Genomic DNA, 25,461 nt, shown 5'->3' with positions numbered 1-25,461 from the left:
GAGCGCGCCGACGGCGGCGCCCGCCGCGAGCAGGGGCAGCAGAACGCCGGCGTGCTGGCCGAGCAGCACGGCCCGGATGCCGCGCCGGGACATCCCCAGGCCGCGCAGCCGCGCCACCTCGACGGCGCGGACCTGTAGATCGCAGGTGACGTGCAGGACGACGCCGGCGAGCAGCAGCAGGGCCGCGGCCGGGACGATGAGCCGGAGCGCGGCCGGCAGCCCGGCGCTCAGCGGGCCGCCGGTGAGGCGGGCGGTCTCCGCCTCGCGGTTCGCGACGGTGCCCAGGTGCAGTGCGGTGGCCCGCTCGGCGGCACCCGGACCGGCTGGGTGGCCGATCCACCAGGCGTCGACCGGGAACGTGAGGTCACCGATGACGGCGCGGGCGCGGGACAGCGTGTCCAGGTCGGCCAGCACGGCGACGGCGCCCGGGGCGGACGGTACGGTCGGCACGACCTCGGTGACGACGATCGGGACGGGCGTGGTGCCGACCGTGACGCTGAGCTGGCTGCCGTTGTCGACACCGACCTCGCTGGCAAAGCGGGCGGACACGGCGACGGGCACCGGGCCGGGGTCCGGGAAGGCGGTGGCGACGAGGGTCCGGGCGGCGTCGGCGTCGCCGCCGAGGTCGACGGTCGCGGCCATCCGCAGCGCGGTTCCCGTCGGCGTGGCGGACAGCATGACTGTCGGGTCGTTCACCTTGCTCGGGACCGGCGGCGCGGACGTGGCCGTCCAGTCCGATCCGTCGGTGGAGGTCTCCGCCGACCCGGTGGGCGGCACGGTGAGTGTGACGGCTACCGCGACGGGTCCGCCGACCGGTTCGGCGGTGACCGGCAGGGCGACCGCGACGAGGCGTAGCCCGTCAACCGTCGCGCAGGCGGGCAACCGAAACTCCCGGCCGTCGAGCGGTACGGCGGGACCGGCGCAGGACGTGCGGAGGCCGGTGGCGTCCTGCAGCAGCAGCCGGGGCGTCACGGCGAGCGAGGTGTCGCCGGCCGCTGTTCCGCTGAGGATGAGCGGGGCGCCAGGCGGAATGGCGAGGCCGGTGACAGGGGTGCGTGGTGCCAGCGTGGCACCCACGTCCGCCCATTCGCGGTCGCTGTCCAGCGGCCCGCGCAGCAGCGCGTCGGCGCGGGTGGTGTCGACGGCGACCAGGCGCGGCGCATCGCCGGCGGTGCCGAGCCACTGACCGACGGCGGTACCACGGTCGAGGGCCGGACTCACCGCCCCCGCGGTGGCCGCGCTGACGACCGCGCCGTCGCCGGCCACCGGCGTCGTGCCGAGGGTGAGCGCCAGGTCGGTGCCGACGGAGAGCGCGGCCTGGTCGCGCTGCGACTGGTGCCAGGTGGTGTCGAAGGCGAGGCCGAAGGTTCCGGCCGCGCAGGCCAGCCCGACGAGCAGCCCGGCGGCGACCGCCTGGGGCCGGCGGGCGGCCTCGGCGACCGCCAGCGGAAGCGCCAGCCCGCGGGCGCGGTACGCCAGCCGGTCGGCGCCGCGTAGGGCGGGCAGCACCAACCGGAGTGCCAGGGCGGCGCCGGCGGTGAGCAGCAGCGCCGGCGCGAGCACCCGGACCGCGTCGGGGCGTGGGCTGGCGGCGGTGGGCTGAGCGTGGAGCTGCCACCATCCGGCGGCGGCGAATACCGCGAGCATCAGGTCGGCGCCGGATCTGGCCAGCAGTTCCCGGCGGGTGCGCTGGTCGCCGGCTGCCGGAACGGGCCGGATCGCCAGGACGGTGAGTACGGCGGCGAGCACCAGCGCGCCGCCGGCGACCGCGAGGACCTGGGCACCGGTGATGGCCGGCCGGACGGTCAGGCCGGCGTCGTCCAGTGGCGGCAGGTGGGTCAGGCCGGCGTGCAGGGCCGACGAGACAGGTGTCGCGAGCGCGGCGGCGACGGCGGCGACGAGCCCGGCCTCGAGCGTCGCGGTGGCGGCGAGTTGGCGACGGCTGGTGCCCAGGGCGGACCGCAGGGCGGTCTCCTCGGCACGGATGCCCGCGGTCAGCCGGCCGGCGAGGACGAGTGCCGTCGCGGCCAGGACACCGCCGAGGACGGCGATGGCGAGCACGACGGCGGCGGTGACGTCCCGTTGGTCGTCGGCGGCCCGCAGGGTCAGCGGCAGGTCGGAGGCGACACGTGCGAGCTGGACGCGGTCGCCGAGGGTGCCGGCCAGCGGGCGGTCGGCACCGCGGACGGCCCCGGCCGCGGTCTCCAGGTCGCGGCGGTTGGGGTGGGACAGGTCCGGATGGGCGGTGACCTCCAGCCGGTTGACGGTGGCACCGGTGGTGACCAGGTCGGCGAGGTCGACGAGGAACGGGCCGTAGGCGTTGACCGGCTGGAGGAAGCGGCCGTCCCGGTAGCCGGTGGCGGAGCCGGCGGCGGCCAGCGGGTCGCGGTCCCAGCCCCGCGCCGCCAGCGGGCGTACGACGCCGACGACTGTCACGTCGAGGGCCGGGACGGGCGGGTGGGCCAGCTCGGCGCCGAGGCGTACCCGGCTACCGGGGGTGAGGCCGAGCAGGTGGGCGGTGGACTCGAGCAGCACCGCGTCGCCAGGGTTTTGTGGCCAGCGCCCGGTGACCAGCTCGGCTCGGGCCGGCAGGTCGTCCAGTCCGGACAGGTACGCCTGGGGCGGGACGGTGGTGCCCGGGGCGAGCGTGGGCGGCAACGCCCGCAGCACTGTCGACGCCCGCGCGGTCGTCGTCACCGGGAACGGTGCGAGCGTGGAGGTCACCACGGTGCGGGTGTCGGCGGCGACGGACGCGGCGTCCCGGCCCTCGACCGTGCCGGTGTAGACGGTCACGTCGACGGCGGCGGGGGCGGCGCGGGCCATGGCGACCTCCAGCGCCCGCTCGGCGGTGCGGGTGACCAGCAGGGTGCAGGTGCCCAGCACTGTCGCGCCGATGGTGACGACCCCGAGGAGGGCTGCCAGCAACGGCCACTGCGCGCGGGCGCGCCGGCTGACCAGCCTCAGCATCGTCGGGTCACCTGACGTCCGGCGCGGGCTCGTACGGCTGCCCGGACGCCTGTTCGTCGAGGTGCCCGTCGTGGATGCGGATCACCCGGTCGGCCAGGGCCATCATCACCGCGTCGTGCGTCGACACCACCACTGTGACGCCTTCGGATTCCACTATCCCGCGCAGCAGGGCCATCACCGACAGGCCAGTCTCGGCGTCCAGTTGCCCGGTGGGCTCGTCGGCGAGCAGTAGTCGGGGCGAGGCAGCCAACGCGCGGGCGATCGCCACCCGTTGCTGCTGGCCGCCGGAGAGCTCGGTCGGCCGCTGCCGGGCGTGGTCGGCCAGGCCGACCAGCTCCAGCAGCAACTCGACCCGCCGCTCGCGCTGGGCCGGGGCGACGCGGGCCAGCCGCAGCGGGGCGGCGACGTTCTCCGCGGCCGACAGCACCGGGATCAACCCGAAGCTCTGGAAGACGTACGACACCGTCTCGCGCCGCAGCCGGGACAGGCCGTCCTCGTCGAGCGCGGTGACGTCGGTGCCGTCGACGTGCACGGTGCCGGCGTCCGGGCGGTCCAGGCCACCGATGACGTTGAGCAGGGTGGTCTTGCCTGAGCCGGACCGGCCGACGAGCGCCACCATGGAGCCGGCGGGCACGTCGAACGACACGCCACGCAGGGCGTGTACGACGCTCGGCCCGGTGCCGAAACGCCGGTGTACGCCGCGCACGCGCAGCAGCGGCTCGCTATTCATTCGCCGCTTCCCGGGTCGGGGCGGATCGTGATGTGGTCGGGTTCCAGGGCCAGCCGGACCCGCCGGGTCAGCGCCAGCGCCTGGCGGAACTCGCGGGGCACCTGGACCCGTCCGGCCCGGTCCATCACGGCGTACTCCTCGGCGATGAGGTGCGTGTCGCCCGCCGCGTCGGTGGTGCTGCGGCGCAGCACCTCGCTGCTGGTGCGCCCGTCCCGGATTGCGACGGTCCGTTCGACCTGTCCGCTGACCTCCGGGTCGTGGGTCACCACGACAACGGTGACGCCGTAACGCCGGTTGACGTCCCGCAGCACGCCGAAGACCTCCGCGGAGGTGGCGGCGTCCAGCTCGCCGGTCGGCTCGTCGGCGAGCAGGATCCGCGGCTGGTTGGCCAGCGCCACCGCGATCGCGACCCGCATCTGCTGCCCTCCGGAGAGTTGCCCGGGGCGCCGATCGGCGCAGTCGGCGACGCCGAGGCTGTCCAGCAGCTCGGCCGCGCGCTCCCGGCGCTCCTTTTTCGCGGTGCGGGCCGCCGTCATCGGCAGGTCTACCATCTCCCGTGCGGTCAGGTAGGGGATCAGGTTGCTGGCCGTCTGCTGCCGGACGAACCCGACGGTGTGCCGCCGGTAGTCCACCCGGTCCGCGCGGGACATCGCCAGCAGGTTCCACCGGTCGACGCGGACCCGCCCGGCGGTGGGGGCGTCGATGCCGGCCAGGATGGACAGCAGCGTCGACTTGCCCGACCCGGAGGCGCCGACCACGGCGACCAGCTCACCGCTCCGCACGGCCAGGTCCAGTCCCTGAAGCGCCTGCACCTCGATCGAACCGGTCTGGTAGATGCGCACCAGGTTTTCGCAGACGATGAGCGCGTCCCGGCCGAACTCGGGCGCCCGCGCGGGTGGCCGCGGCAGGGACAGCGGTGTGCGGGACATGCCCTTCTCCGTCCGGGTTGCGCGCCTCTACTGCCCGTGCTGACGCAGACCGAAGCAGTCTCGCAATCGGCGGCTCCGTTGACCATGCCCTGGGCGGCTTTACTGCATGCTGGACGGCGCCACCTCGGGGTTCTGCTCCGGGCAGATTCGCTACCGGCGAACGGGGGTGTCGTCCTTCGGCGACCGCCGGCAGGGTGGGGCACATGCGACTGTTGGTGCTGGGCGGTACGGGTTTCGTGGGCGGGGCGACGGTCAACGAGGCGGTGCGCCGCGGCTGGTCGGTGACGGTGTTCAACCGGGGTGTGCACGGCACGGTGCCGCCCGGCGTACACCGGTTGCGGGGTGACCGCACCGCGCCGGACGGCCTGGCGGCGTTGGCCGGCGGCGAGTGGGACGTCGCGGTGGACACCTGGGACGGTGCGCCGCGGGCCGTCGGCGACGCCGCGCGCGCCCTGATCGACACGGTCGGCCACTACGTGTACGTGTCCAGCGGGTCGGTCTACACCGACCATGCCACCATCGGGTTGCACGAGGACTCCCCGGTGGTGGACGCCGACCCGGGCTCCGTCGACGGCGACTACCCGCAGCTCAAGGCCGGTGCCGAGAGTGCCCTGCGGGAGGTGTTCGGCCGGCGTGCGCTGGTCGCCCGGGCCGGCCTGATCCTGGGCCCGGGGGAGGACATCGGCCGGCTGCCCTGGTGGCTACGGCGCATCGAGCGGGGCGGGGACGTGCTCGCCCCCGGGCCGGCCGACCTGCCGGTGCAGTACGTCGACGTCCGCGACCTGGCGGCGTGGATGCTGGACGCCGGCGCCCGGCGGTTGGCCGGCACGGTCAACGCGGTCGGTCGTCCGACGCAGACCACGATGGGCGAACTGCTCGACGCGTGTGTGGTCGCCACCGGCGCCGACGCCCGGCTGCGCTGGACCGATCCGGCGGCGATCCTCGCCGCCGGTGTGCAGCCGTGGAGCGACCTGCCGATCTGGCTGCCGCGCGGCCACCCGTACCGGGGGTTGCTGGAGCAGGACGTGACCCGCGCCCTCGCGGCCGGGTTGACCTGCCGGCCGGTGGCCGAGACCGTCGATGACACCTGGCGCTGGCTGCGCGAGGTCGGCGCGGTTCCGCCGCGCGCCGGGCGACCGCAGCGCAGCTCGATCGGGCTGGACCCGGCCCTGGAGGCCGCCGTGCTCGCCGGCTGACCGTGCCGCCGGGGTCAGGCGGGCACCACCGGCAGCTCCAGCACCTCGTCGACGTCGCGTCGGGGGGTCGGACGACCTGGCTGGCCGTACCCGATCCGCAGCACCATCTGCGGCGTGCCGAACCGGCCCAGGGACAGCCGCAGCTGCTCCCGCGCCGAGGGCACCTCGATCGGCTGGGAGAGCAGCGACACGCTGAGCCCGGCGTCCGTGGCGGTGAGCAGCAGCCGTTGCAGGGCCTGCCCGGCGATCACCTGGTCCACGGCGGTGTTGCCGACCGAACCCAGCACCCCCACCAGGGGTTCCGGTTCGAAGTCCCGCCCGGGGGCGCGGTCGCGCCCACCGTAGCCGCGGGTCGGGAGGACATCCTGCGGCTCGCCCTGCGGACCTCCGGCCGAGCTGGGCACGCCGTCCGGGGCGAACTCCCGGCGCAGCCACCGTTCCCGTTCGGCCCGGTACGCGGGGTCGCGCTCCAGCACCCGGTGCGCGCCGCGCGCGATCTCGCCGAACGCGGAGACCGCGCTCACCCCGATCAGCAGCTCCAACCAGCACTGCTCGGCATGGGCCGCCTCGCCGAGGCGCCACCGGGCGTCGGCCGGCACCGGGTCCGGCCAGAACGGCAGGCGGTTGCTGAACCGGCGGGGGATGGCCGCGTACAGGCTCTGCTCGGCGGGGGTGGGTCGGCGTGGGAGGTCCGGTACCAGCCGGGCCAGCAGGTCCGGCTCGGCCGGGTCGGGGCGCAGCCGCACCCGGGCCGGGATGCCGGCCACGGCCAGGGCGATCCGCAGGTTGAACAACGCCGCGCCGCAGGCGATCCGGACACCCCACCCGCTCGGGTCGGTGGCCGGCAGCCGGCGGGTCGGGTCGGCCAGCACCTCGATGCCGCCGTCGCGCAGCCGTAGCCGCCACGGTTGGGTGTTGTGCAACGACGGTGCCCGGACCGCGTCCACGGCGGCGGTCCGTAGCTGAGCTGCCGTGTAGCCGATCTCCATGGCGGTGCTCCTCCCGCTGGGCCGGCCGCAGCTGGTGCCATGCTGGCCGGCGTACCTTCACGCTCCACCGATCGGTGCGCGCCGAGCAGGGCCGGACGTCCCGACCAGTCGGGTCCGAGCGCCCGCTCGCGCTGGGATGGTCGGGACCTTCGGCCCGTGCGGAAAGCCATCGGCAGCGGGTAGAAACGACTGATGATCCGGGTTTTCCTCCTCGACGACCATGAGGTCGTCCGCCGTGGCCTGGCCGACCTGTTGCAGAGCAGCGGCGACATCGAGGTGGTCGGCGAGTCCGGCTCGGCGCAGGAGGCGGCCCGCCGCATCCCGGCGTTGCGGCCCGACGTGGCGATCCTCGACGCGCGGCTGCCCGACGGCAACGGCATCGACGTGTGCCGTGACGTCCGCGCCGTCGACTCGTCCATCAAGGGCCTGATCCTCACCTCGTACGAGGACGACGAGGCACTGTTCGCGGCGATCATGGCGGGCGCGGCCGGGTACGTGCTCAAGCAGATCCGTGGCACCGACCTGGTCGACGCGGTGCGCCGCGTCGCGGCCGGGCAGTCGCTGCTCGACCCGGCCATCACCACCCGGGTGCTGGAGCGCATCCGCAACGGCGTCGAGCAGCCACGCGAGCTGAGGTCGCTCACCGAGCAGGAGCGGCGGATCCTGGAGTACGTGGCCGAGGGGCTGACCAACCGGGAGATCGCCGGGCGGATGTTCCTGGCGGAGAAGACGGTGAAGAATTACGTCTCCAGCGTGCTGGCCAAGCTGGGTCTGGAACGTCGTACGCAGGCCGCCGTGCTGGCCACCCGTCTGCTCGGCAAGACTTCCTGACCCGGGGCGCGGCGGCACGGCCCAGCGGCGGTCAGTCGCGCAGCGGCACCGCCCAGCGCACCTCGGTGCCGTGCGGCTCGGCCGGAAGGATGGTGAAGGTGCCGGCCAGACGGCTGGCGCGTTCGCGCAGGTTGACCAGACCACCCCGGGCGGCGGCCGGGTCGCAGCCCACCCCGTTGTCGGTGACCGTCACGGTGACCTGGCCGGCGTCGACGCGTACGACGACGTCGACGCGGGTGCACTGGGCGTGGCGGACCACGTTCGATAGGGCTTCGCGCAGCACGGCGGTGAGGTCCGGGCGGATGGCGTCCGGCACGGCGCTGTCCACCGGCCCGGTCAGCTCCAGGTGCGGCTTGAAGCCCAGCGATTCGGCGGCGGCCTCGATCGCGGTACGGATCTCGGTGCGCAACTCCGAGGTCATCGGCGTACGCAGTTCGAAGATGGTCCGGCGGATGTCCCGGATGGTGGCGTCCAGATCGTCGACGGCCGCGTTGATCCGCTTGGCCAGCTCCGGGCGGGCCATCGGGGCGGCGCTCTGCAGTTGCAGTCCGGTGGCGAAGAGCCGTTGGATCACCACGTCGTGCAGGTCCCGGGCGATCCGCTCGCGGTCCTCAAGAACCACCAGCAGTTCCCGTTCCTCCTGGCCGCGCGCCCGCTCCATGGCCAGCGCGGCCTGCCCGGCGAAGCTGCCCAGCAGGGTCAGATCCTCCTCGCTGGCGCCACCGCCGCGCTCCGGCCGGTGCGCCACGATCAGCACGCCGTGCAGGGTCTCGGCAGTGGCGAGGGGCGAGATCATCGCCGGACCGGTGCGCAGCAGCGCCGGCCACGGCGCGGCGTGCGCCAGGTCGTCCACCTGGTCGTGCCGGCCCTCGGCGACCGCCGCGCCGAAACTGGTCTCGACGGCCGGCAGGACCGCGCCGACGAGGGCGCCGGCCTGCTCGTCGGCGCCGTCGACCACCTCCACGGAGAACTGCCCGGTGTCGGTGTCGTAGAGCAGCACCAGCGCCAGCTCGGCCTCGGCGACCTCACGGGCCCGGCGGGCGACCAACGCCAACGCGTCGGTACGACGCACCTCGCCGAGCAGCACCGTGGTGATCTCGGCGGTGGCGGCGAGCCAGCGTTCCCGCCGGTGCGCCAGGGCGTACAGGCGGGCGTTCTCGAGGGCCACGCCGGCGGCGGCGGCGAGCGCGACGACGATCTCCTCGTCGTCCTCGGTGAACTGCGCGCCGCCCTGCTTCTCCGCCAGGTAGAGGTTGCCGAAGACCTGGTCGCGGATGCGCACCGGCACGCCCAGGAAGCTGCGCATCGGCGGGTGGTTGGCGGGGAAACCGTAGGAGCGGGGGTGCTGGGTGATGTCGGGCATCCGCAGCGGCCGGGGGTCGTCGATGAGCAGGCCGAGCACGCCCCGACCGTGCGGCAGGTCGCCGATCCGCTCATGTTGCTCGGGCGTGATCCCGTGCACGATGAAGTCGTGCAGCAGCCGGTCCGGGCCGACCACGCCGAGCGCGCCGTACCGGGCGCCGACCAGCTCGCAGGCCGCCTGCACGATGCGTTGCAGGGTGGTGCGCAGATCCAGGTTGGTGCCGATGCCGACCACCGCGTCGAGCAGGGCCCGCAGACGCTCCCGGCTGGTCATCACCTCACCGACCCGGTCCAGCATTTCCTGGAGCAGCTCGTCGAGGCGGACCCGGGACAGCGGACTCAGGCCGAGCGACGGCGTCACCGGGGATTCCGGGCGCGGCTGCGGGACGCTGCTGGTCACCGCGCGATCGTAGCGTCGCCGGGCGCCGGTGACCGACCGGTCAGGACCGGTCGCCGCGCACGGCGGAGGTGTCGACCACCTGTTCGCTGGCCAGTCGCGGGGTGTGCGGCGGCCCCGCGTGCGCCGGGTCCGCGATCCCCAGGCGCAGCGCGAGGTACGGGAAGCCGATGCCGGCGAGCACCTGACGCAGCGACTCCCGGGTACCCGGGACCTCGACGACCCCGCTGAGCGGCACCACCGACACGCCGAGCCGGGTGGCGGTCAGCCAGCCGGCGGACAGCGCTTCACCGGCGCGCAGCCAGCTGTCCCGCTCGTCCTCGTCGCCGTGCAGCAGCGCGTACACCGCCGCGCGGTCGTGGCCCGGGCCGACCGGCAGGCTGCCGGGGCGGCCGAAGTCACGACCGGGCACGGTGGTCTGTGGCGGCTGCTCGGGGAGCACGTCGGCGGGCAGACCGGTGCCGGCGTCGGCGCGGCTCGTCCAGTACGCCAGCTCGGCGCGCAGCTCCGGGTCCTCGGCCTCGACGGTGCCGGCGTGCCCGGCCGCGGCGGCCAACTCCAGGACCTGGTCGCGGTCGAGGATCTGCAGGTGGCTGCCCTCGGCGGTGACCGCCCGCGCGATCTCCCCGATCGCGTCGGTCGGCACCGGCTCGTCGCTGACCGGCCGCCGGTCGGTGTGCCGCACCGACATGCACTGCACGAGGCGCATGGCGTCGGGGTCGGCCTCGGTCCGGGTCAGGTCGGTCAGGCGGGCCAGCAGGCTGGTGTCGCCCGGGTCGGGTAGGCGCCGCACCACCGCGCGCCAGCCCTCGGCGGCGAGTGCCAGCCGGGCGTGGTGCAGGGCGGCGCCGCAGCTGATCACCAGCAGTCGTCCCTCCGGGTCACCCGCCGCGAGTTGTCGGTCGGCGACCCAGTGCAGCTCCAGCGCGTCGGGAAGCACCCGCCAACGCCAGGGCTGCGTGTTGTGCACCGAGGGGGCGTGGCCGGCGGTGGCGGCGGCCTCCGCCAGCGCGGTGGTCAGCTGGCTTACCTGACTCATCGTCACGACCTTTCCGTCTTAGCGGTGACCACCTGGACCACGGGTGGCCGGATATCGGTCTCAGCGTTCCCGGACCACGGCAACCGGGCAGGCGGCGTGTTGGATGAGCTGTTGGCTGACCGAGCCGAGCAGCATGCCGGCCAGCCCGCCCCGGCCCCGACTGCCGACAACGATCAGCTGCGCGTCTCGACTCGCCTCGATCAGCATCGCCGCCGGGCTGGTCGGCACCAGGTCGACGCTCACCGCCAGGTCGGGGAATGTCCGCCGCCACGTCTCCAGCGTCTGCTCCACGGCGGCCCGCTCGTCGGGCACCCCGGCCGCCGCGTCGGGGCCCGGGGTCCAGGCGTGCAGGACACGCAGCGGCGTCCGCCGTTGCGCCGCCCGTTCGACCGCGAAGCCGAGCGCCACCAGCGAGGGTTCCGAGCCGTCCACGCCGACCGCCACCGGGCCGGCGGCCGAGGGCCCGTCGCGGACCACCACGACCGGGCAGTGGGCGTGCGCGGCGACCGAGACCGCCGTCGACCCGACAAGTAGGCCGCCGAATCCGCCGTGGCCTCGGCTGCCGAGCACCAGCATCCCGGCCTCGGCCGAGCGTTCCTGCAACACCAGCGCGGGTGGCCCGTCGTACACCTCGCCGGTGATCTGCAGCCCGGGGTTGGCTGCGGCGGCGTCCGCCGCCGCCTTGCGGACCAGGTCGTCGACCTGCCGGCGGGCGGTGTCGTCGGGCCACACGCCGGGGGCCACGCCCGGGCCGACCCAACTGGCCACGGTCAGCCATTCGAAGACGTACGCCAGCCGCACCGGTTGGCCGCTGTGCCGCGCCTCGTCCACGGCCCAGTCCACTGCCATCGAGGCGTCGGTGGAGCCGTCGTAGCCGACCAGGATCTCGGCGTTACGCACGTCGTCCTCCTTCAGGGGGTGGTCGGATCGGTTTCGCGGACCCAGCGCCACTCGGCGACCTGAGGGTCGTCCTCGCCGAACTGGCGGGTGTAGTCGCGGGCCGCCTGCCGGGCGTCGGCCATCCGTTGGCGCAGGTGCGCGGCGCGGGCGGCCAACCCGGGCACCCGATCGATGACGTCGATGACCAGGTGGAAGCGGTCCAGGTCGTTGAGCATCACCATGTCGAACGGCGTCGTGGTGGTGCCCTCCTCCTTGTACCCGCGTACGTGCAGGTTCTCGTGGTTCCTGCGCCGGTAGGTGAGTCGGTGGATCAGCCACGGGTAGCCGTGGTAGGCAAAGATGATCGGCCGGTCCCGGGTGAAGATGGTGTCGAACTCGTTGTCGGTCAGACCGTGTGGATGCTCGGTGTCCGGCTGAAGCCGCATCAGGTCGACCACGTTCACCAGCCGCACCTTCAGCTCCGGAAGGTTGCGGCGCAGCAGCTCGACGGCGGCCAACGTCTCCAGGGTGGGCACGTCTCCGCAGCAGGCGAGCACCACGTCCGGTTCGGTGCCGCCGTCGTTGCTGGCCCACTCCCAGATGCCCAGGCCACGGCGGGTGTGCTGGATCGCCTCGGTCATCGTCAGCCAGTTCGGCGCAGCCTGCTTACCGGCCACCACCACGTTGATGTAGTGCCGGCTGCGCAGGCAGTGGTCCATGGTGGCGAGCAGCGTGTTCGCGTCCGGCGGCAGGTAGACCCGCACCACCTCGGCCTTCTTGTTGACCACGTGGTCGATGAAGCCCGGGTCCTGGTGGGAGAAACCGTTGTGGTCCTGCCGCCAGACGTGGCTGGACAGCAGGTAGTTCAGTGAGGCGAGCGGCTGCCGCCAGGGGATGGCCCGGGTCACCTTCAGCCACTTGGCGTGCTGGTTGAGCATCGAGTCGACGATGTGGATGAACGCCTCGTAGCTGGTGAACACCCCGTGCCGACCGGTCAGCAGGTAGCCCTCCAGCCAGCCCTGGCACAGGTGCTCGGAGAGCACCTCCATGACCCGCCCGTCGGGGGAGAGGTGCTCGTCGCCGGGCACGGTGGCGGCCACCCAGGCCCGGTCGGTCACCTCGAAGGCGGCGCCCAACCGGTTGGACGCGACCTCGTCCGGGCCGAACAGCCGGAACGTCTCCGGGTTCGCGGCGATGACGTCGCGGATCCACGGGCCGAGCACCCCGGCCGCGCCGGCGATCGGGGTACCCGGTTCGGGAACCTCCACGGCGTAGTCGCGGAAGTCCGGCAGGGTCAGGTCGCGCAACACCTGGCCGCCGTTGGTGACCGGGTTGGCGCTCATCCGCCGGTCACCGCGCGGCGGCAGCGTCAGAAGCTCGTCCACCGGGGCGCCGGTCGCGTCGAACAGCTCCTCCGGCCGGTAGCTGCGCAACCAGTGCTCCAGCTCGGCCAGGTGCGCCGGGTTGTCGCGGACTTCCGACAGTGGCACCTGGTGGGCACGGTAGGTGCCCTCCACCTGGGTGCCGTCGACCTCGCGCGGGCCGGTCCAGCCCTTCGGCGTCCGCAGAACGATCATCGGCCAGCGAGGGCGTTCGACGACGCCACCGGTGCGGGCCCGCCGCTGGATCTCGGCGATCTCGTCCAGCACGCGGTCCATCGTCGCCGCGAGAATCCGATGCACCTGGGCGGGCTCGTCGCCGGCCACCACGTACGGCTGGTAGCCCGACCCGCGCAGGAGGTCGAGCAGGTCGCTCTCGGGGATCCGGGACAGCACGGCCGGGTTGGCGATCTTGTAGCCGTTGAGGTGCAGGATGGGCAGCACCGCGCCGTCGCGCGCCGGGTTGAGGAACACATTGGAGAGCCAACTGCCGGCCAGCGGCCCGGTCTCCGCCTCGCCGTCGCCGATCACGCAGGCCACCAGCAGGTCCGGGTGGTCGAACGCGGCGCCGTAGGCGTGGCTCAGCGCGTACCCCAGCTCGCCGCCCTCGTGGATCGAACCCGGCACGTCCGCCGCCACATGGCTGGGGATGCCGCCCGGAAAGGAGAACTGGCGGAACAGCCGGCACATCCCGACCTCGTCGCGCGCCACGTCGTGGTAGCGCTCCGACCAGGTGCCCTCCAGCCAGGTGTTGGCCACGATGGCCGGACCGCCGTGACCGGGCCCGGTGACCAGCATGGCGTTGAGGTCGCGCGCCACGATCACCCGGTTGAGGTGGGCGTAGATCAGGTTGAGACCGGGGCTGGTGCCCCAGTGCCCGAGCAGCCGAGGTTTGATGTCGTCGGGGGCCAGCGGCTCCCGCAGCAGCGGATTGTCCAGCAGGTAGATCTGCCCGACGGTGAGGTAGTTCGCGGCACGCCAGTAGGCGTCCAGCCGGCGCAGCTCGTCGTCGGTGAGGGCGCGGTGCACGTCGAGAGCGGTGTCCATCATGCTGCCTCTCGCGGGTAGGGGTGGGGCGTCCGGCGTCCAGCCTCGCCGCCGCCGACGCCCCGGGTCAGGGCCGTTGGTCCCGCGCCGGGCGGGCTCCCGGCCCGGCCAGCGGCGCCTCGGCCAGACCGCGGACGATGACGACCGGGGCCGGGGAGTGATAGAGCAGGGACTGGGCGACCGCGCCCAGCATGGCCCGGCCCGGTTCGTCGCCGCGGGCCGCGACGAGCGCCACCTGCGTGTTGCGGGACGTGTCGATCAGCACCTCGGCGGGGTCGCCACGCATCACGCGACACTCGGTCGGCACCGCGCCGTGACTGTCGATGTGCCGGGCCAGCGCCTCGCTGAGCTGCTCGGTGACCGCGTCGGTGTTCTCGTCGTACTTCGCCACCCGCAGCGCCAGCAGTCGGGCGGCCCGGCGGGCCGCGCACTGCACGGCCCACTGCAGGGCAATGTGTGAGCTGGGCGAGCCGTCCACGCCCACCAGCACCGGGCCCTGCGGCGGCGGCTCGCGCCGAACCACCAACAGGGGGCAGCCGGCCCGGGCGGCCAACTGCACTGCTGTCGTCTCGGCCGGTATGCACTGGCCGCTGCCCACCATCCCGCTGTCGCCGACGGCCAGCAGGAAGGCGGCCTCCGAGCGACGGATGAGGGTGGGCAGCAGGGCGCTCTCGGCGATCTCGCCGCGTACGGTCAGCCCCGGTTCGGTCTGGTGGGCGAGGTGGGCGGCGCGGGTGATCAGTTTCTCGGCCTGGTCGCGGGGCGCGGCGACGGTGTCCGCCGCGAAGGCCGCACGCCAGTCGAAGGTGTGCAGCAGGTGCAGTGGCCGGCCGTGTCCGGCGGCCTCCTGCGCGGCCTGTTCGACGACCGGAAGGTCGAGTTCCGACCCGAGGCCGACCAGCACCGCTGCGTCGGCGGGTGCGGCCATCCGATATCACCTCCCGGGCGTCGCGCCCGGCACGACCAAGCTGTCCCTGACCGAGGGTAGTCGGATGAGTACGGTGGCGCGGCGTCGTTGCGTTATCGCCCGGCCGATCATGTCAACCAGGGTTGACACGAGTTGCGCTGTCAACGTATGTTGACGGCATGAGTCAGGCGACAGAACTCGCGGCGGCAGCCGGCAGCACCGACCCCCGGGTCGGGCTGCGCGCCGTCCGCGCGCTCCGCCGGCTGCTCGAGCGGCTAGAGGTGGTCCAGGTGGACAACGCCCGACGACAGGGCTGGTCCTGGCAGGAGATCGCCGACACGCTCGAAGTCAGCCGGCAGGCGGTGCACAAGAAGCACGCCGGGCGACCGGCGGTCAACTCATCCTGGGAGGCGTGATGTTCGAACGGTTCACCGACCGGGCGCGCGACGTGGTGCGCCGGGCGCTGGAGGAGGCTCGGGCCGAGGGTCAACGCCCGGTCGGCACCGAGCACCTGCTGCTCGCCCTGCTCGCCGACGACGCCGGCCTGGCCAGCCGGGTGCTCGCCGACGCCGGCGTACGCGCCGACGACCTTCGCGAACGCATCCACCGGCACACCGCCAGCGGCGGCGCCGGCCTCGGCGACGCGGACGCCGCGGCCCTGCGGGAGATCGGCATCGACCTGGCCGCGATCGTGGCCCGCATCGAGGAGTCCTTCGGCCCGGACGCGCTGCGCGAGGCCGTGCCGGCACCGCGCAGCCGCTGGGGTCGCCGGCGGCGGCGGTACCTCGGCGGCCCGTTCTCGCCCCGCTCGAAGAAGGCGCTGGAGTTGTCGCTGCGGGAGGCGCTGCGCCTGCACCACCGCCACATCGGCACCGAGCACATCCTGCTCGGGGTGCTCCGGGAAGGCCAGGGGCTGGGGGCGTTGGTGCTCACCGAGTCCGGGGTCGACCTCGACGATCTGCGCCGACGGGTGGAGCTCGCGCTGCGGGCGGCGGCCTGACGGGTGCGACCGTCCTGAAACCTGTCTGTGGCACTTCCGACGCGGGCCGCCCGCCGGGTCGCTGAAGCCGTCCGGGTGCTGCACACTGGCGCCGTGGATGCTGGACAGGACAGGCGGCCCTCGGGCGGCGACGGCGGGTTGCGCTCCGCCGTGGTGGTCAACCCGGTCAAGGTCGACGATCTCGACGAGCTGCGTCGCACCGTCGACGACGCCCTGGCCGCGGCCGGTTGGCCCGCGCCGCAGTGGTACGAGACGACAGTCGAAGACCCGGGGCGCGGTCAGACCGAACAGGCCGTCAAGGATGGCGTCGACCTGGTCTTCGCCTGCGGCGGCGACGGCACCGTGATGGCCTGCGTGAGCGGGCTGGTCGGCACCGACGTGGCCCTCGCCGTGCTGCCGCAGGGCACCGGCAACCTGCTCGCCGCCAACCTGGGGCTCTCCACCGACCTGGCCGCCGGGCTCCAGGTCGCCGTGGAACGCGGCCGGCGACTGCTCGACGTCGGCGCCGTCGAGGATCAGTACTTCACCGTGATGGCCGGCATGGGCTTCGACGCCCAGATGCTCGAAGCCACCAGCGAGACGACCAAGGCCCGCATCGGCTGGCCGGCGTACGTGATGGGCGCCGCCCGCCACCTACGGGACCGGCCGATGCGGGTGCAGATCCGCATCGACGACCGGCCGCCGGTGCGCCGCCGGGCCCGTTCGGTGTTGATCGCCAACGTGGGCCGGTTGCAGGGCGGCGTGACCCTGCTGACCGAGGCCGAGCCGGACGACGGCTGGCTCGACGTCGCCGTGCTCACCCCGCGCAACCTGCGACACTGGCTCGCGCTCGGCTGGGCGGTGATCCGCCGCAGCGGCCAGGTGCCGCAGCTGGAGGTGTTCCGGGGCCGGCGGGTGGTGGTCACCAGCAACCGGGCGCAACCTCGGGAGTTGGACGGCGACCTGATCTCCCCGGGTCGGCAACTGCGGGCGGAGATCCGGCCCCAGGCGCTCTGGCTCTGCGTCCCCCAGCCCGAGGACGCCCCGGACCTGGCCGTTGACGCGCAAGGCGCCGGGGAGCGGGGCGAGCAGCTGATCGAGGAAGCACGCCGTGAGTAGTACCCGGATCGTGCCGGAGACCCGGCTGATGGCCGACGAGGAGCTGTCCGCCGACGACGCCTGGCACACCCTGCGTGGGCAGGGCGGTTGGCACCTGCTGCGGGACGCGTTCATCCGGTTCCGCTACGGCGACGGGTTCAGCCACTCCCGAGCCTTCGCGTTGCAACTCTGCCTCGCCGTGGTGCCGTTCCTGATCGCCCTCACCGGCCTGATCAGCAAGCTGGGCGTCGAGGAGGGCGGCCAGGTGGTCGCCGACACCGTGCTGGCGCTCACCCCCGGGCAGAGCGCGCAGATGGTCGCCGAGCTGCTCGGCGAGGGCGAACGCGTCGAGGACGCGGGAGAGTTGGCGCTCACCCTCGGTCTGCTCACCGGCCTGTTCGCGCTCACCACCACGATGGCCCAGATCGAGCGGGGCGCCAACCGCATCTACGGCGTCGAGCGGGACCGCCCGGCGCTGCGGAAGTACCTGCGCGCCGCCGTGCTGGCCGTCACCGCGGGCCTGCCCGCGCTCGCCGGCTTCCTGATCCTGGTCGGCGGCGGCGCGATGGGCGACTCGGTCCGCGAACACTACGAGTGGGGCGCGTTAGCCAACGGCATCTGGGACGTGATCCGCTTCCCGCTGAGCCTCGGGCTGACCGTCGTCGCCGTCGCCGTGCTGTTCCGACACGCGCCGCGCCGCAACCAGCCCGGCGTGTCCTGGCTGTTGTTCGGCGCCGGCATCGCCACGGCGCTGTGGTGGCTGGCCAGCCTGCTGCTCGCCGCGTACGTGCGGTTCAGTGACGGTTTCGGGCAGACCTACGGTGCCCTGACCGGCATGATGGCGCTGCTGCTCTGGGCCAACCTGACCGGGATGGCGCTCTTCGGTGGGCTGGCCTTCGCCGCCCAACTGGAGGCTTTGCGCATCGGCGTGCAGGAACCCGCCCAACCCGACCTGTGGGAGCCCGACCCGGACCGCGCCGAGCTGTACGACACCGGGGACATGTCGGCGCTCTGACGGCACCGGCGTGTACGACGGACGCGGATCGGGTAAAGCGCCTCGCCAGACAGGAAAGGGAGGTGCGGGGTGACCGCGGTCAAAGAGGTGGCGCGCCGTCCGGTCGGTCATTTTGCCGAACGGAGCATTGCCGGGCTGGTGGCCGTCACCGGTGCCGGGGTGGCCTTCGGGCTGCTGTTGTTGCTTGTCCGGGTGCGGTGGAGCCCCCTCCAGGATGCCGACCACGCGGTCGCCGAGTGGTTCAACGGGCTCGTCGCCCCGCACCACGCGCTGGTCACCGTGCTCCAGGCGGTGACCGGCCTGGGCGGCCGGCCGATCCTCATCTGGCTGGTCACCATCGCCGTGGTCGGGCTGCTGATCCGGCGGCAACCCCGACTCGCCGTCTACCTGATCATCACCGGGGTCGGTGGCCTGATCCTCGACCCGTCACTGAAGACGCTGGTCGGCCGGCTCCGCCCGGTGGTGGACGTGCCGATCGCCAGCGCGCCCGGCAACAGCTTCCCGAGCGGGCACGCGCTCGGCTCGTTCGTCGCGTACGGGGCGCTGCTGCTGGTGTTCCTGCCGGCGATGGCGCCCCGCTGGCGCAAGCCGGCCATCGTCGGCGTCGGTGTGCTGGTGGCACTGGTCGGGCTGACCCGGATCGCGCTGGGCGTGCACTTCGTCTCCGACGTGCTGGGCGCCTGGCTGCTCGGGGCCGCCTGGCTGGGCGTCACCGCGTACGCCTTCCGGCTGTGGCGCCGGGAGCGGGGGAGGCCGGTGCCGCCGCTGACCGAGGGCCTGGAGCCGGAGGCGGGGCACGACATCGCGCCCGCCCCGGCCGAGGAACACGTGTTGGCCCACCCCCGTTCGGCGGTGGCCGAGCTGCTGGTCGGCTGGGTGATCGTGTTCGGGGCGCTGTACGGCTTCGGCACGTACGTCAGCTACCACGCCAAGGGCACCTTCTTCGACACCCTCGACACCCAGGTGCCGCGCTGGTTCGCCGAGCGGCACACCGAGGTGCTGACCGAGGTCAGCTGGTGGTGGAGCAAGTTCGGTGACACCCATGCCATCCTGCTGATCTCGCTGGTGTTCTGCCCGCTGGTGCTGGCGGTGTGGCGGCGCTGGCGTCCGGTGCTCTTCGTGGCGCTGGCGATGGTAGGTGAGCTGACCCTCTTCCTCGCGTCGGCCCGCGCGGTCGACCGGCCGCGTCCGCCGGTGGAGAACCTGGACGGGCAGATGCCCACCTCGTCGTTCCCGTCCGGGCACATCGCGGCCACCATCTGCGTCTGGCTGGCGATCACCCTCATCGTGTTCCCGCGTACCGACCGGTGGTGGCGTTGGATCTTCGTGGCGCTCGCCGTGCTCATGCCGGTCGGGGTGGCCACCTCCCGGATGTACCGGGGGATGCACCACCCGACCGACTTCATGGGCGCGATCCTGCTCTCCGCGCTCTGGATCGGGCTGCTTTACCTGGTGATCCGCCCGAACGAGGACCTGAAGGAAGGCAACCAACCGGCCATCGAGTCGGAGCACGTGCACACTCTCGACGACGAGCTGGCGCGGGCCGGCCGAGCCGACTAGGCGCGGCCGTCGTGCTGCGGGTGATGACCTGGAACGTTCGCACCGGCGGCCGGGACCGCGGCGGCTCCGATCGGCTGGATCAGATCGTCCAGGTCGTCAACGAGCAGGCACCGGACGTGCTGGCCCTTCAGGAGCTGCGCGGCTTCGACCGGGACGGGCTGATGGCGACGGTGGCGGGCCGGGTGGGGATGACGCCCCACCTGGCCCGGTCCTGCTTCGGGCAGCCGGTGGCGGTGCTGGTCCGGCCGCCGTACCGGATGATCGACGCGGGGTCGGTGCGCCGCCCGTTCCACCACGCCGCCGCCCGCGTCGTGGTGGCCACGTCCGATGGCCCGTTCACCGTGCTGGGCACCCACCTCTACCCGTACTCCGGGGGCCGTCGGCGGATGGAGGTCGACTGGTTGGTTGCCGCGATGCGCCGCAACCAGGCGCCGCTGACGCTGGTCACCGGCGACCTCAACTCGCTGGACCCGACCGTCGACCACACCGCTCGCCTGGCCGGCATGCCCACCCTCTACCGGCGGCGGCACCTGCGTCGCTCCGGCGACGCCGTGGACACCCGGGCGATCGCCCGGCTGCTCGCCGCCGGCCTCGTCGACCTCTGGCCGTCGGCCAACGTCGGCGCACCGGAGGCCGCCGGCCTCACCGTGCCCACCCGACTCGGCGGGGCCGAGTTCGCCGGGATGCGGCTGGACTATCTGCTCGCCAGCCCCGCGCTGGCGCGACGGGTCCGCGACTGCCGGGTGATCCGTGACGGCGCGGCGGCGACGGCCTCCGACCACTATCCGCTGCTCGCCACCCTGAAGTTGTCCGCCGGCTGAGGCCGCCGGACCTCAGAGCACCAGGTTGAGCAGGACGGTCAGCAGCACCGAGGCCACGATCGAGAAGAGGATCATCAGGAGGCAGCCGAGGCCACCGCCGAGCGGGCGGATCTCCGTGTTGCCGAAGCGCATGAGGGCTACCTCTTCCCGTTCACAGTTGGCGCAGTCGGGGCAGCAGTTGCTCCTGCGCCCAGTCCAGGAACATCGGCTGGGTCTCCCCACCGACCTGAATGATCGCCACGTGGGTGAAGCCGGCGTCGACGAACTTGCGGAACGCCTCGACGTGCACGTCCACCTCCGGACCGCAGGGGATGCCCTGGGCGACGTCCTCCTCGCGGACGAACTGGGTGGCGGCGGCGAACGACTCCGGGCCGGGCAGGTCGGCGTTGACCTTCCAACCCATCCCGAACCAGCGGAACTGGTCGTGCACGATCTTGCGGCACTCCGCCTCGTCGGGGCCGTAGCAGATGGCCACCTGGCCGTACCGGGGCTGGCCGGCGCCGCCGGCGTCGTCGTACATCTCGATGATGTGCCGGTCGGGTTCGGTGGAGATGAGGCCGTTGCCGTACTCGGCGGCCAGCGTCGCGGACTGTCGACCGGACGCGGCGACGGCCATCGGCACCGGCCGTTCCGGGCGGTCCCAGACGTAGGCGTCGGGCACGTCGAAGTGGTTGCCGGAGAAGGTCAGCGTCTCCCCGTTGAGCAGCGGCCGGATGATCTGCAACGCCTCCTCGAACATCTCGTGCCGCTGCTGGACGTGCGGCCACCCGCCGACCACGTGCTCGTTCAGGTTCTCCCCGGCGCCCAGACCGAGGGTGAAGCGGCCGTCCGAGAGCGCCCCGATCGTGCTGGCCTTCTGCGCGACCACGGCCGGGTGGTAGCGGCGGATCGGGCAGGTCACGAAGGACATCAGCTGCGCGCGGGAGGTGGCGTGGGCGACCGCGCCGAGCACCGACCAGGCGTACGGTGAGTGGCCCTGCGAGTCCAGCCAGGGGTAGTAGTGGTCGGACATCACCAGTTGGTCGAAACCAGCCGCCTCGGCCCGTACCGCATGGTCCACCAGCTGCTTGGGCCCGGCCTGCTCGCTCATCAGGGTGTAGCCGACGCTGACCATCCTGGTATCCCCTCTCACTGACGGATCGTTCCGGGAATACCCCGGTGCGCGACGGCCAACCCTTCCGTCCGGTTCGACCGCCTCGGTGCTTGACGGATCGCAGTCACCTGCCTACCGTCGCTCTTAACCGGTTAAGAGCCGGGTGTGGCGCACATCCTGTGGTGGGGATGACCGCCCCGCGACGGCCTGCGTCCGCGTGGGCCGTTGCGGCTGTCCGGGTCTCGGGCCCACCAACTGAACCGGTTGCGAAGGCCATTCCATCGGCCTACGCTGATGCCTGCGCCGGGAGCCGGGCGCGGCTGCCGGGCTGCAGCCGCCTTCCCCTGTCACGTCCCACCCCTGTCGGGCACCGGGGGTCCTCCCTGAGGAAGGCCATGAAGACTCGACTCTCCGCCGCCGGCGCGACAGTGCTCGCGTTGCTCGTCACCGTGCTGGCGTTCGGCCAGCCAGCGCACGCCGCGGCCGGTTTCTCCGTCGCTGGCGGCAAGTTGTACGACGCGAACGGCGCCGAATTCATCATGCGCGGGGTCAACCATGCGCACACCTGGTACCCGCAGCAGACCAGCTCGTTCGCCAACGTCAAGGCGCTCGGCGCGAACACCGTGCGGGTGGTGCTCTCCAGCGGCGACCGGTGGACCCGCAACACCAACGCCGACGTCGCCAACGTCATCTCGCTCTGCAAGGCCAACCGGCTGATCTGCGTGCTGGAGGTGCACGACACCACCGGGTACGGCGAGCAGAGCGGCGCGATCACGCTCGCCCGCGCCGTCGACTACTGGCTCAGCCTCGCCGACGTCCTCTCCGGCCAGGAGAGGTACGTCATCGTCAACATCGGCAACGAGCCGTACGGCAACCAGAACTACGCGTCGTGGGCCACCGACAACGCCAATGCGATCAAGCGCCTGCGGGCCGGCGGCTTGACCCACACGATCATGGTGGATGCGCCGAACTGGGGGCAGGACTGGTCATTCACCATGCGCGACAACGCCGCGTCGGTCTTCGCCGCCGACCCGGCGCGCAACACGGTCTTCTCGGTCCACATGTACGGCGTGTTCGACACCGCCGCGGAGATCAGCGACTACCTGGGCCGGTTCCGCACCGCCGGGCTGCCGATCGTGGTCGGCGAGTTCGGCTTCAACCACTCCGACGGGAACCCGGACGAGGACACCATCCTCGCGTACAGCCAGGCCAACGGGATCGGATGGCTGGGCTGGTCGTGGAGCGGCAACGGCGGCGGAGTCGAATATCTCGACCTGGCCACCAACTTCAACCCGGCGAGCCTGACCGAATGGGGTCAGCGCCTCTTCAACGGCGTCAACGGGATCCGGCAGACCGCCCGCGAGGCCAGCGTGTTCGGCGGCACCCCGCCGCCGACCACGCCCCCGCCGACCATGCCCCCGCCGACCACCCCACCTCCGACCACGCCTCCGCCCACGACGCCGCCGCCCGCGGGTGGTTGCACGGCGACGTACACGGTGACGAACCAGTGGCAGGGCGGCTTCCAGGCTGACGTGCGGGTGACCGCCGGCGCGAGGGCGATCACCGGCTGGACCGCCGGGTGGACCTTCGCCAACGGCCAGCGCGTCACCCAGTCCTGGAACGTGGCCCTCACCAGCAGCGGAACCACGGTGACCGCACGCAACGTCGACTACAACGGGCGACTGGCCGCCGGGGCCAGCGCCAGCTTCGGCTTCCTCGGCAGTTGGACCGGCACCAACAGCCTGCCGGTGCTGAGCTGCACGGCGAGCTGACCGTCGGACCGGTGGCCGGGTCCGCGTCGGACCCGGCCACCGGAACCCCTGGTCAGTGCTCCCCGGCCAGGTTCACGACGACCACCCCGGCGATGATCAGCGCGATGCCGGTGAGCTTGGCGAACCCCACCGACTCACCCAGGAACACCGCCCCGATCGCCACGATGGCCGCGGTGCCCAGACCCGACCAGAGGGCGTACGCCACGCCCACCGGGATGTCCTTGACGGCCTGGGCGAGCAGGAGGAAGGCCAACGCGTAGCCGCCGAGGCACGCCACCGTCGGCCAGAGGCGACTGAACCCGGCGGTGCTCTTGATCAGGCTGGTCGCCAGCACCTCGGCGAGAATGGCGATCCCCAGCAGCACGTACGCCATGCGTTCCCTCGGTCCTTCGTGGTCGATGAACCCGACGATGCCCAGGCTAGTGCCGGCGAAGCCGACGTCCGTCCGACCCGTCAGCGTGACGTCCGTGCGGCCCCACAGCTGTCACAGAACCCCTTTGGAGCTGATGTCACAAACGAATCGGATGCGGCGACGAATCAGACTTCGTCAGCGGGTTGGCCGTGCGCCCGGCACTCGTCCCGGCGCATGAATCGTTTACGGCATCAGCTCCAAAGGCAGCCCGGCACACCCGCCCGCCCACCGCCGCAGGTCTGCGTCGTCCGCCCCAGGGCTGCGTCGTCCGCCCCAGGGCTGCGTCGTCCGCCGCAGGGCTGCGCCGTCGCCCCAGTTGATCCCTGTCGTCACGGGAGATCAACGGATTCGGCGGCCAGTCGGGCTGCCCGCATGGTCAGGTAGAGCTGTTCGGGGCGGCTGCTCGTGCGGGCGGCGGCGGTCCGGTAGTCGGCGATCGCCTGGGCCTGGTCACCGGCCATCTCGTGCAGGTGGGCGCGGGCGGCGGCCAGCCGGTGGTGTCCGGCCAGCTGCGGGTCGTGGGTCAGCGCGTCGAGGGCGGCCAGGCCGGCGGCCGGTCCGTGCACCATGGCCGTCGCCACGGCCCGGTTGAGGGCCACCACGGGGCTGCCGGCCATCCGTTCCAGCACCTGGTAGAGCGCCAGGACCTGCGGCCAGTCGGTCTGCTCGGTGCTCGGCGCCTCGTCGTGCACGGCGGCGATGGCGGCCTGCACCTGGTACGGGCCGACCGGCCCCTGCGGCAGCGCCCGGGTGACCAGGGCGATGCCCTCGGCGATCGCCGCCGCGTCCCAGCGGCTGCGGTCCTGATCGGCCAGGGAGATCAGCTCGCCGGAAGGCCCGGTCCGCGCCGGCCCGCGTGCCTCGGTGAGCAGCATCAACGCCAGCAGCCCGGCCGATTCGCTGTCGTCGGGCAGCAGCGTGTGCAGCGCGCGGGTCAGCCGGATCGCCTCCGCCGCGAGGTCGATCCGGCGCAGGTCCGGGCCGGTGGTGCTGGTGTGCCCCTCGGTGAAGACCAGGTAGAGCACCTGCCGGACGGCGACCAACCGGTCCGCCCGTTCCGCCGGCTCGGGCATCCGGAACGGCAGCCCGGACGCCCGGATGCGCTGCTTGGCCCGGCTGATCCGCTGCGCCATCGTCGCCTCGGGCACCAGGAACGCGCGGGCGATCTCGGCGGTGCTCAACCCACCCACAGCGCGCAGGGTCAGCGCCACCGCCGACGTCGGGGCGAGCGCCGGGTGGCAGCAGAGGAAGAGCAGAACCAGCGTGTCGTCCCGCTCGGCGGTCAACTCCTCGTCCGGGGCCGGCGCGTACTGCCGGTCGTCCGGATCCCGGCGGGCGACCAGGTCCTCCCGGCGGCGTCGGGCCTGCTCACCGCGGACCTGCTCGATCATCCGGCGGTAACCGACCTGGATCAGCCAGCCGCGCGGGTTCGCCGGCAGCCCGTCGGCCGGCCACTGGGTGGCGGCGGCCAGCAGCGCCTCCTGCACCGCGTCCTCGGCGGTGGCGAAGTCACCGAAACGGCGGGTGAGCACGCCGAGGACCTGCGGCGCCAGCTCGCGCAGCAGGTCCTCGGTGCGGGGATCGGTGTTCAGCCCTCACAACTCCTGCGGTGGGGCGGACATCATCGGGTGCACCTCGATCGGCATGTTCAGCGGCCGGCCGCCGGGGCCGGGCGCGGTGGAGATGTACGCGGCCAGCTCCACCGCCCGCTGCGGGCTTTCGCAGTCGACGATCCAGAAGCCGGCCAGGAACTCCTTCGTCTCGGCGAACGGCCCCTCGGTGACCACCGGCGTCCCGCCCTCACCGGCGCGGACGATCCGAGCCTGCTGTGGGCCGCCGAGGCCCTGACCGTCGACCCACTCGCCGGCGGCGGTGAGCTTGTCGTTGACCTCGCCCATGAACGCGATGTGCGCCCGCACCTCGTCCTGGGTCCAGGTGTCGATGCTCGGGAAGTCCGTCCCGGCGGCGCTGAACTGCATCAGCAGCATGTACTTCATGGTCCGCTCCTCACACCTGCGCACCCTCGTCGGTGCTCTCACCCTGAGGTAGAAGCAGGCGC

The 25,461-nt window shown here is 73.0% G+C and carries 22 protein-coding genes; 9 read left to right on the top strand and 13 right to left on the bottom strand.

The features are described 5' to 3' along the window. The 3 genes from ABZU52_RS16725 to ABZU52_RS16715 all read right to left on the bottom strand — a co-directional run. Window positions 1-2,967, bottom strand: a 2,967-nt coding sequence (locus ABZU52_RS16725; RefSeq protein ID WP_354971900.1) for a permease, incomplete at its 3' end; no start/stop codon positions are given. A gap of 7 nt (window positions 2,968-2,974) precedes the next feature. Continuing rightward, complete coding sequence (locus tag ABZU52_RS16720) at window positions 2,975-3,697, bottom strand: ABC transporter ATP-binding protein (protein WP_354971899.1); 723 nt, start codon at window positions 3,695-3,697, stop codon at window positions 2,975-2,977. Then, a complete protein-coding gene (locus ABZU52_RS16715; RefSeq protein WP_354971898.1) occupies window positions 3,694-4,626 on the bottom strand; it encodes an ABC transporter ATP-binding protein in 933 nt (310 codons plus the stop codon). The genes ABZU52_RS16720 and ABZU52_RS16715 overlap by 4 nt, the downstream gene beginning before the upstream one ends. Before the next feature lie 203 nt (window positions 4,627-4,829). Here ABZU52_RS16715 and ABZU52_RS16710 point away from each other — a divergent pair, with 203 nt between their 5' ends. Further along, window positions 4,830-5,822 carry an NAD-dependent epimerase/dehydratase family protein gene (locus tag ABZU52_RS16710; RefSeq protein WP_354971897.1) on the top strand — a complete coding sequence of 331 codons (993 nt, stop codon included), beginning with the start codon at window positions 4,830-4,832 and terminating at the stop codon, window positions 5,820-5,822. Window positions 5,823-5,836: 14 nt separating this feature from the next. On the opposite strand, the gene ABZU52_RS16705 is transcribed toward ABZU52_RS16710, so the two are convergent. Further along, window positions 5,837-6,811, bottom strand: coding sequence for a nitroreductase (locus ABZU52_RS16705; protein WP_354971896.1), 975 nt, complete (start codon window positions 6,809-6,811; stop codon window positions 5,837-5,839). Between the two features lie 192 nt (window positions 6,812-7,003). Between ABZU52_RS16705 and ABZU52_RS16700 the strand changes: the two genes are divergently transcribed. Continuing rightward, window positions 7,004-7,642: a response regulator transcription factor gene (locus ABZU52_RS16700; RefSeq protein ID WP_354971895.1), complete on the top strand. Its 639-nt coding sequence runs from the start codon at window positions 7,004-7,006 to the stop codon at window positions 7,640-7,642. A 31-nt stretch (window positions 7,643-7,673) separates the two neighbouring features. Here ABZU52_RS16700 and ABZU52_RS16695 read toward each other — a convergent pair whose 3' ends face one another. From ABZU52_RS16695 to ABZU52_RS16675, 5 genes are all read right to left on the bottom strand, one after another. Beyond that, window positions 7,674-9,302, bottom strand: a complete 1,629-nt coding sequence (locus ABZU52_RS16695) for a GAF domain-containing protein (protein WP_354971908.1) — start codon at window positions 9,300-9,302, stop codon at window positions 7,674-7,676. A 142-nt stretch (window positions 9,303-9,444) separates the two neighbouring features. Next, window positions 9,445-10,440, bottom strand: a complete 996-nt coding sequence (locus tag ABZU52_RS16690) for a nitroreductase (protein ID WP_354971894.1) — start codon at window positions 10,438-10,440, stop codon at window positions 9,445-9,447. Window positions 10,441-10,500: 60 nt separating this feature from the next. After that, window positions 10,501-11,340: a universal stress protein gene (locus tag ABZU52_RS16685; RefSeq protein WP_354971893.1), complete on the bottom strand. Its 840-nt coding sequence runs from the start codon at window positions 11,338-11,340 to the stop codon at window positions 10,501-10,503. Window positions 11,341-11,351: 11 nt separating this feature from the next. Further along, window positions 11,352-13,745, bottom strand: coding sequence for a phosphoketolase family protein (locus ABZU52_RS16680; RefSeq protein WP_354971907.1), 2,394 nt, complete (start codon window positions 13,743-13,745; stop codon window positions 11,352-11,354). Window positions 13,746-13,812: 67 nt separating this feature from the next. Then, on the bottom strand, window positions 13,813-14,673 hold the full coding sequence (locus tag ABZU52_RS16675) for a universal stress protein (RefSeq protein WP_354971892.1): 861 nt from the start codon (window positions 14,671-14,673) through the stop codon (window positions 13,813-13,815). 158 nt (window positions 14,674-14,831) lie between these two features. Here ABZU52_RS16675 and ABZU52_RS16670 point away from each other — a divergent pair, with 158 nt between their 5' ends. From ABZU52_RS16670 to ABZU52_RS16645, 6 genes are all read left to right on the top strand, one after another. Beyond that, window positions 14,832-15,068, top strand: coding sequence for an HTH domain-containing protein (locus tag ABZU52_RS16670; RefSeq protein ID WP_030336062.1), 237 nt, complete (start codon window positions 14,832-14,834; stop codon window positions 15,066-15,068). Further along, complete coding sequence (locus ABZU52_RS16665) at window positions 15,068-15,652, top strand: Clp protease N-terminal domain-containing protein (protein WP_354971906.1); 585 nt, start codon at window positions 15,068-15,070, stop codon at window positions 15,650-15,652. Before ABZU52_RS16670 ends, ABZU52_RS16665 begins: the two co-directional genes overlap by 1 nt. 93 nt (window positions 15,653-15,745) lie before the next feature. Then, on the top strand, window positions 15,746-16,750 hold the full coding sequence (locus ABZU52_RS16660) for a diacylglycerol kinase family protein (protein WP_354971891.1): 1,005 nt from the start codon (window positions 15,746-15,748) through the stop codon (window positions 16,748-16,750). Continuing rightward, window positions 16,743-17,744, top strand: coding sequence for a YihY/virulence factor BrkB family protein (locus tag ABZU52_RS16655; RefSeq protein WP_354971890.1), 1,002 nt, complete (start codon window positions 16,743-16,745; stop codon window positions 17,742-17,744). Before ABZU52_RS16660 ends, ABZU52_RS16655 begins: the two co-directional genes overlap by 8 nt. Window positions 17,745-17,813: 69 nt before the next feature. Beyond that, window positions 17,814-19,304 (top strand): phosphatase PAP2 family protein, encoded by a 1,491-nt coding sequence (locus ABZU52_RS16650; protein ID WP_354971889.1) that lies wholly within the window; start codon window positions 17,814-17,816, stop codon window positions 19,302-19,304. A gap of 11 nt (window positions 19,305-19,315) precedes the next feature. Further along, window positions 19,316-20,125 (top strand): endonuclease/exonuclease/phosphatase family protein, encoded by an 810-nt coding sequence (locus ABZU52_RS16645; RefSeq protein ID WP_354971888.1) that lies wholly within the window; start codon window positions 19,316-19,318, stop codon window positions 20,123-20,125. A gap of 151 nt (window positions 20,126-20,276) precedes the next feature. Here the strand turns inward: ABZU52_RS16645 and ABZU52_RS16640 are convergent, their stop codons facing one another. Then, entirely contained in the window at window positions 20,277-21,239 is a 963-nt protein-coding gene (locus ABZU52_RS16640) for a TIGR03557 family F420-dependent LLM class oxidoreductase (RefSeq protein ID WP_354971887.1), read from the bottom strand. A 374-nt stretch (window positions 21,240-21,613) separates the two neighbouring features. Here ABZU52_RS16640 and ABZU52_RS16635 point away from each other — a divergent pair, with 374 nt between their 5' ends. After that, complete coding sequence (locus tag ABZU52_RS16635; RefSeq protein WP_354971886.1) at window positions 21,614-22,990, top strand: cellulase family glycosylhydrolase; 1,377 nt, start codon at window positions 21,614-21,616, stop codon at window positions 22,988-22,990. Between the two features lie 52 nt (window positions 22,991-23,042). On the opposite strand, the gene ABZU52_RS16630 is transcribed toward ABZU52_RS16635, so the two are convergent. The 3 genes from ABZU52_RS16630 to ABZU52_RS16620 all read right to left on the bottom strand — a co-directional run bounded on the left by ABZU52_RS16630 (window position 23,043) and on the right by ABZU52_RS16620 (window position 25,399). Further along, window positions 23,043-23,363 (bottom strand): multidrug efflux SMR transporter, encoded by a 321-nt coding sequence (locus ABZU52_RS16630; protein ID WP_354971885.1) that lies wholly within the window; start codon window positions 23,361-23,363, stop codon window positions 23,043-23,045. Between the two features lie 368 nt (window positions 23,364-23,731). Further along, a complete protein-coding gene (locus ABZU52_RS16625) occupies window positions 23,732-24,994 on the bottom strand; it encodes a sigma-70 family RNA polymerase sigma factor (RefSeq protein WP_354971905.1) in 1,263 nt (420 codons plus the stop codon). Between the two features lie 3 nt (window positions 24,995-24,997). Next, entirely contained in the window at window positions 24,998-25,399 is a 402-nt protein-coding gene (locus ABZU52_RS16620) for a YciI family protein (protein ID WP_354971884.1), read from the bottom strand. Between the last annotated feature and the right edge of the window lie 62 nt (window positions 25,400-25,461).

Source organism: Micromonospora sp. NPDC005220 (assembly GCF_040607895.1).
Classification (GTDB): domain Bacteria; phylum Actinomycetota; class Actinomycetes; order Mycobacteriales; family Micromonosporaceae; genus Micromonospora.
Note: the sequence above shows the minus strand (reverse complement) of the source record. Positions and strands in the feature narration are given on the sequence as shown.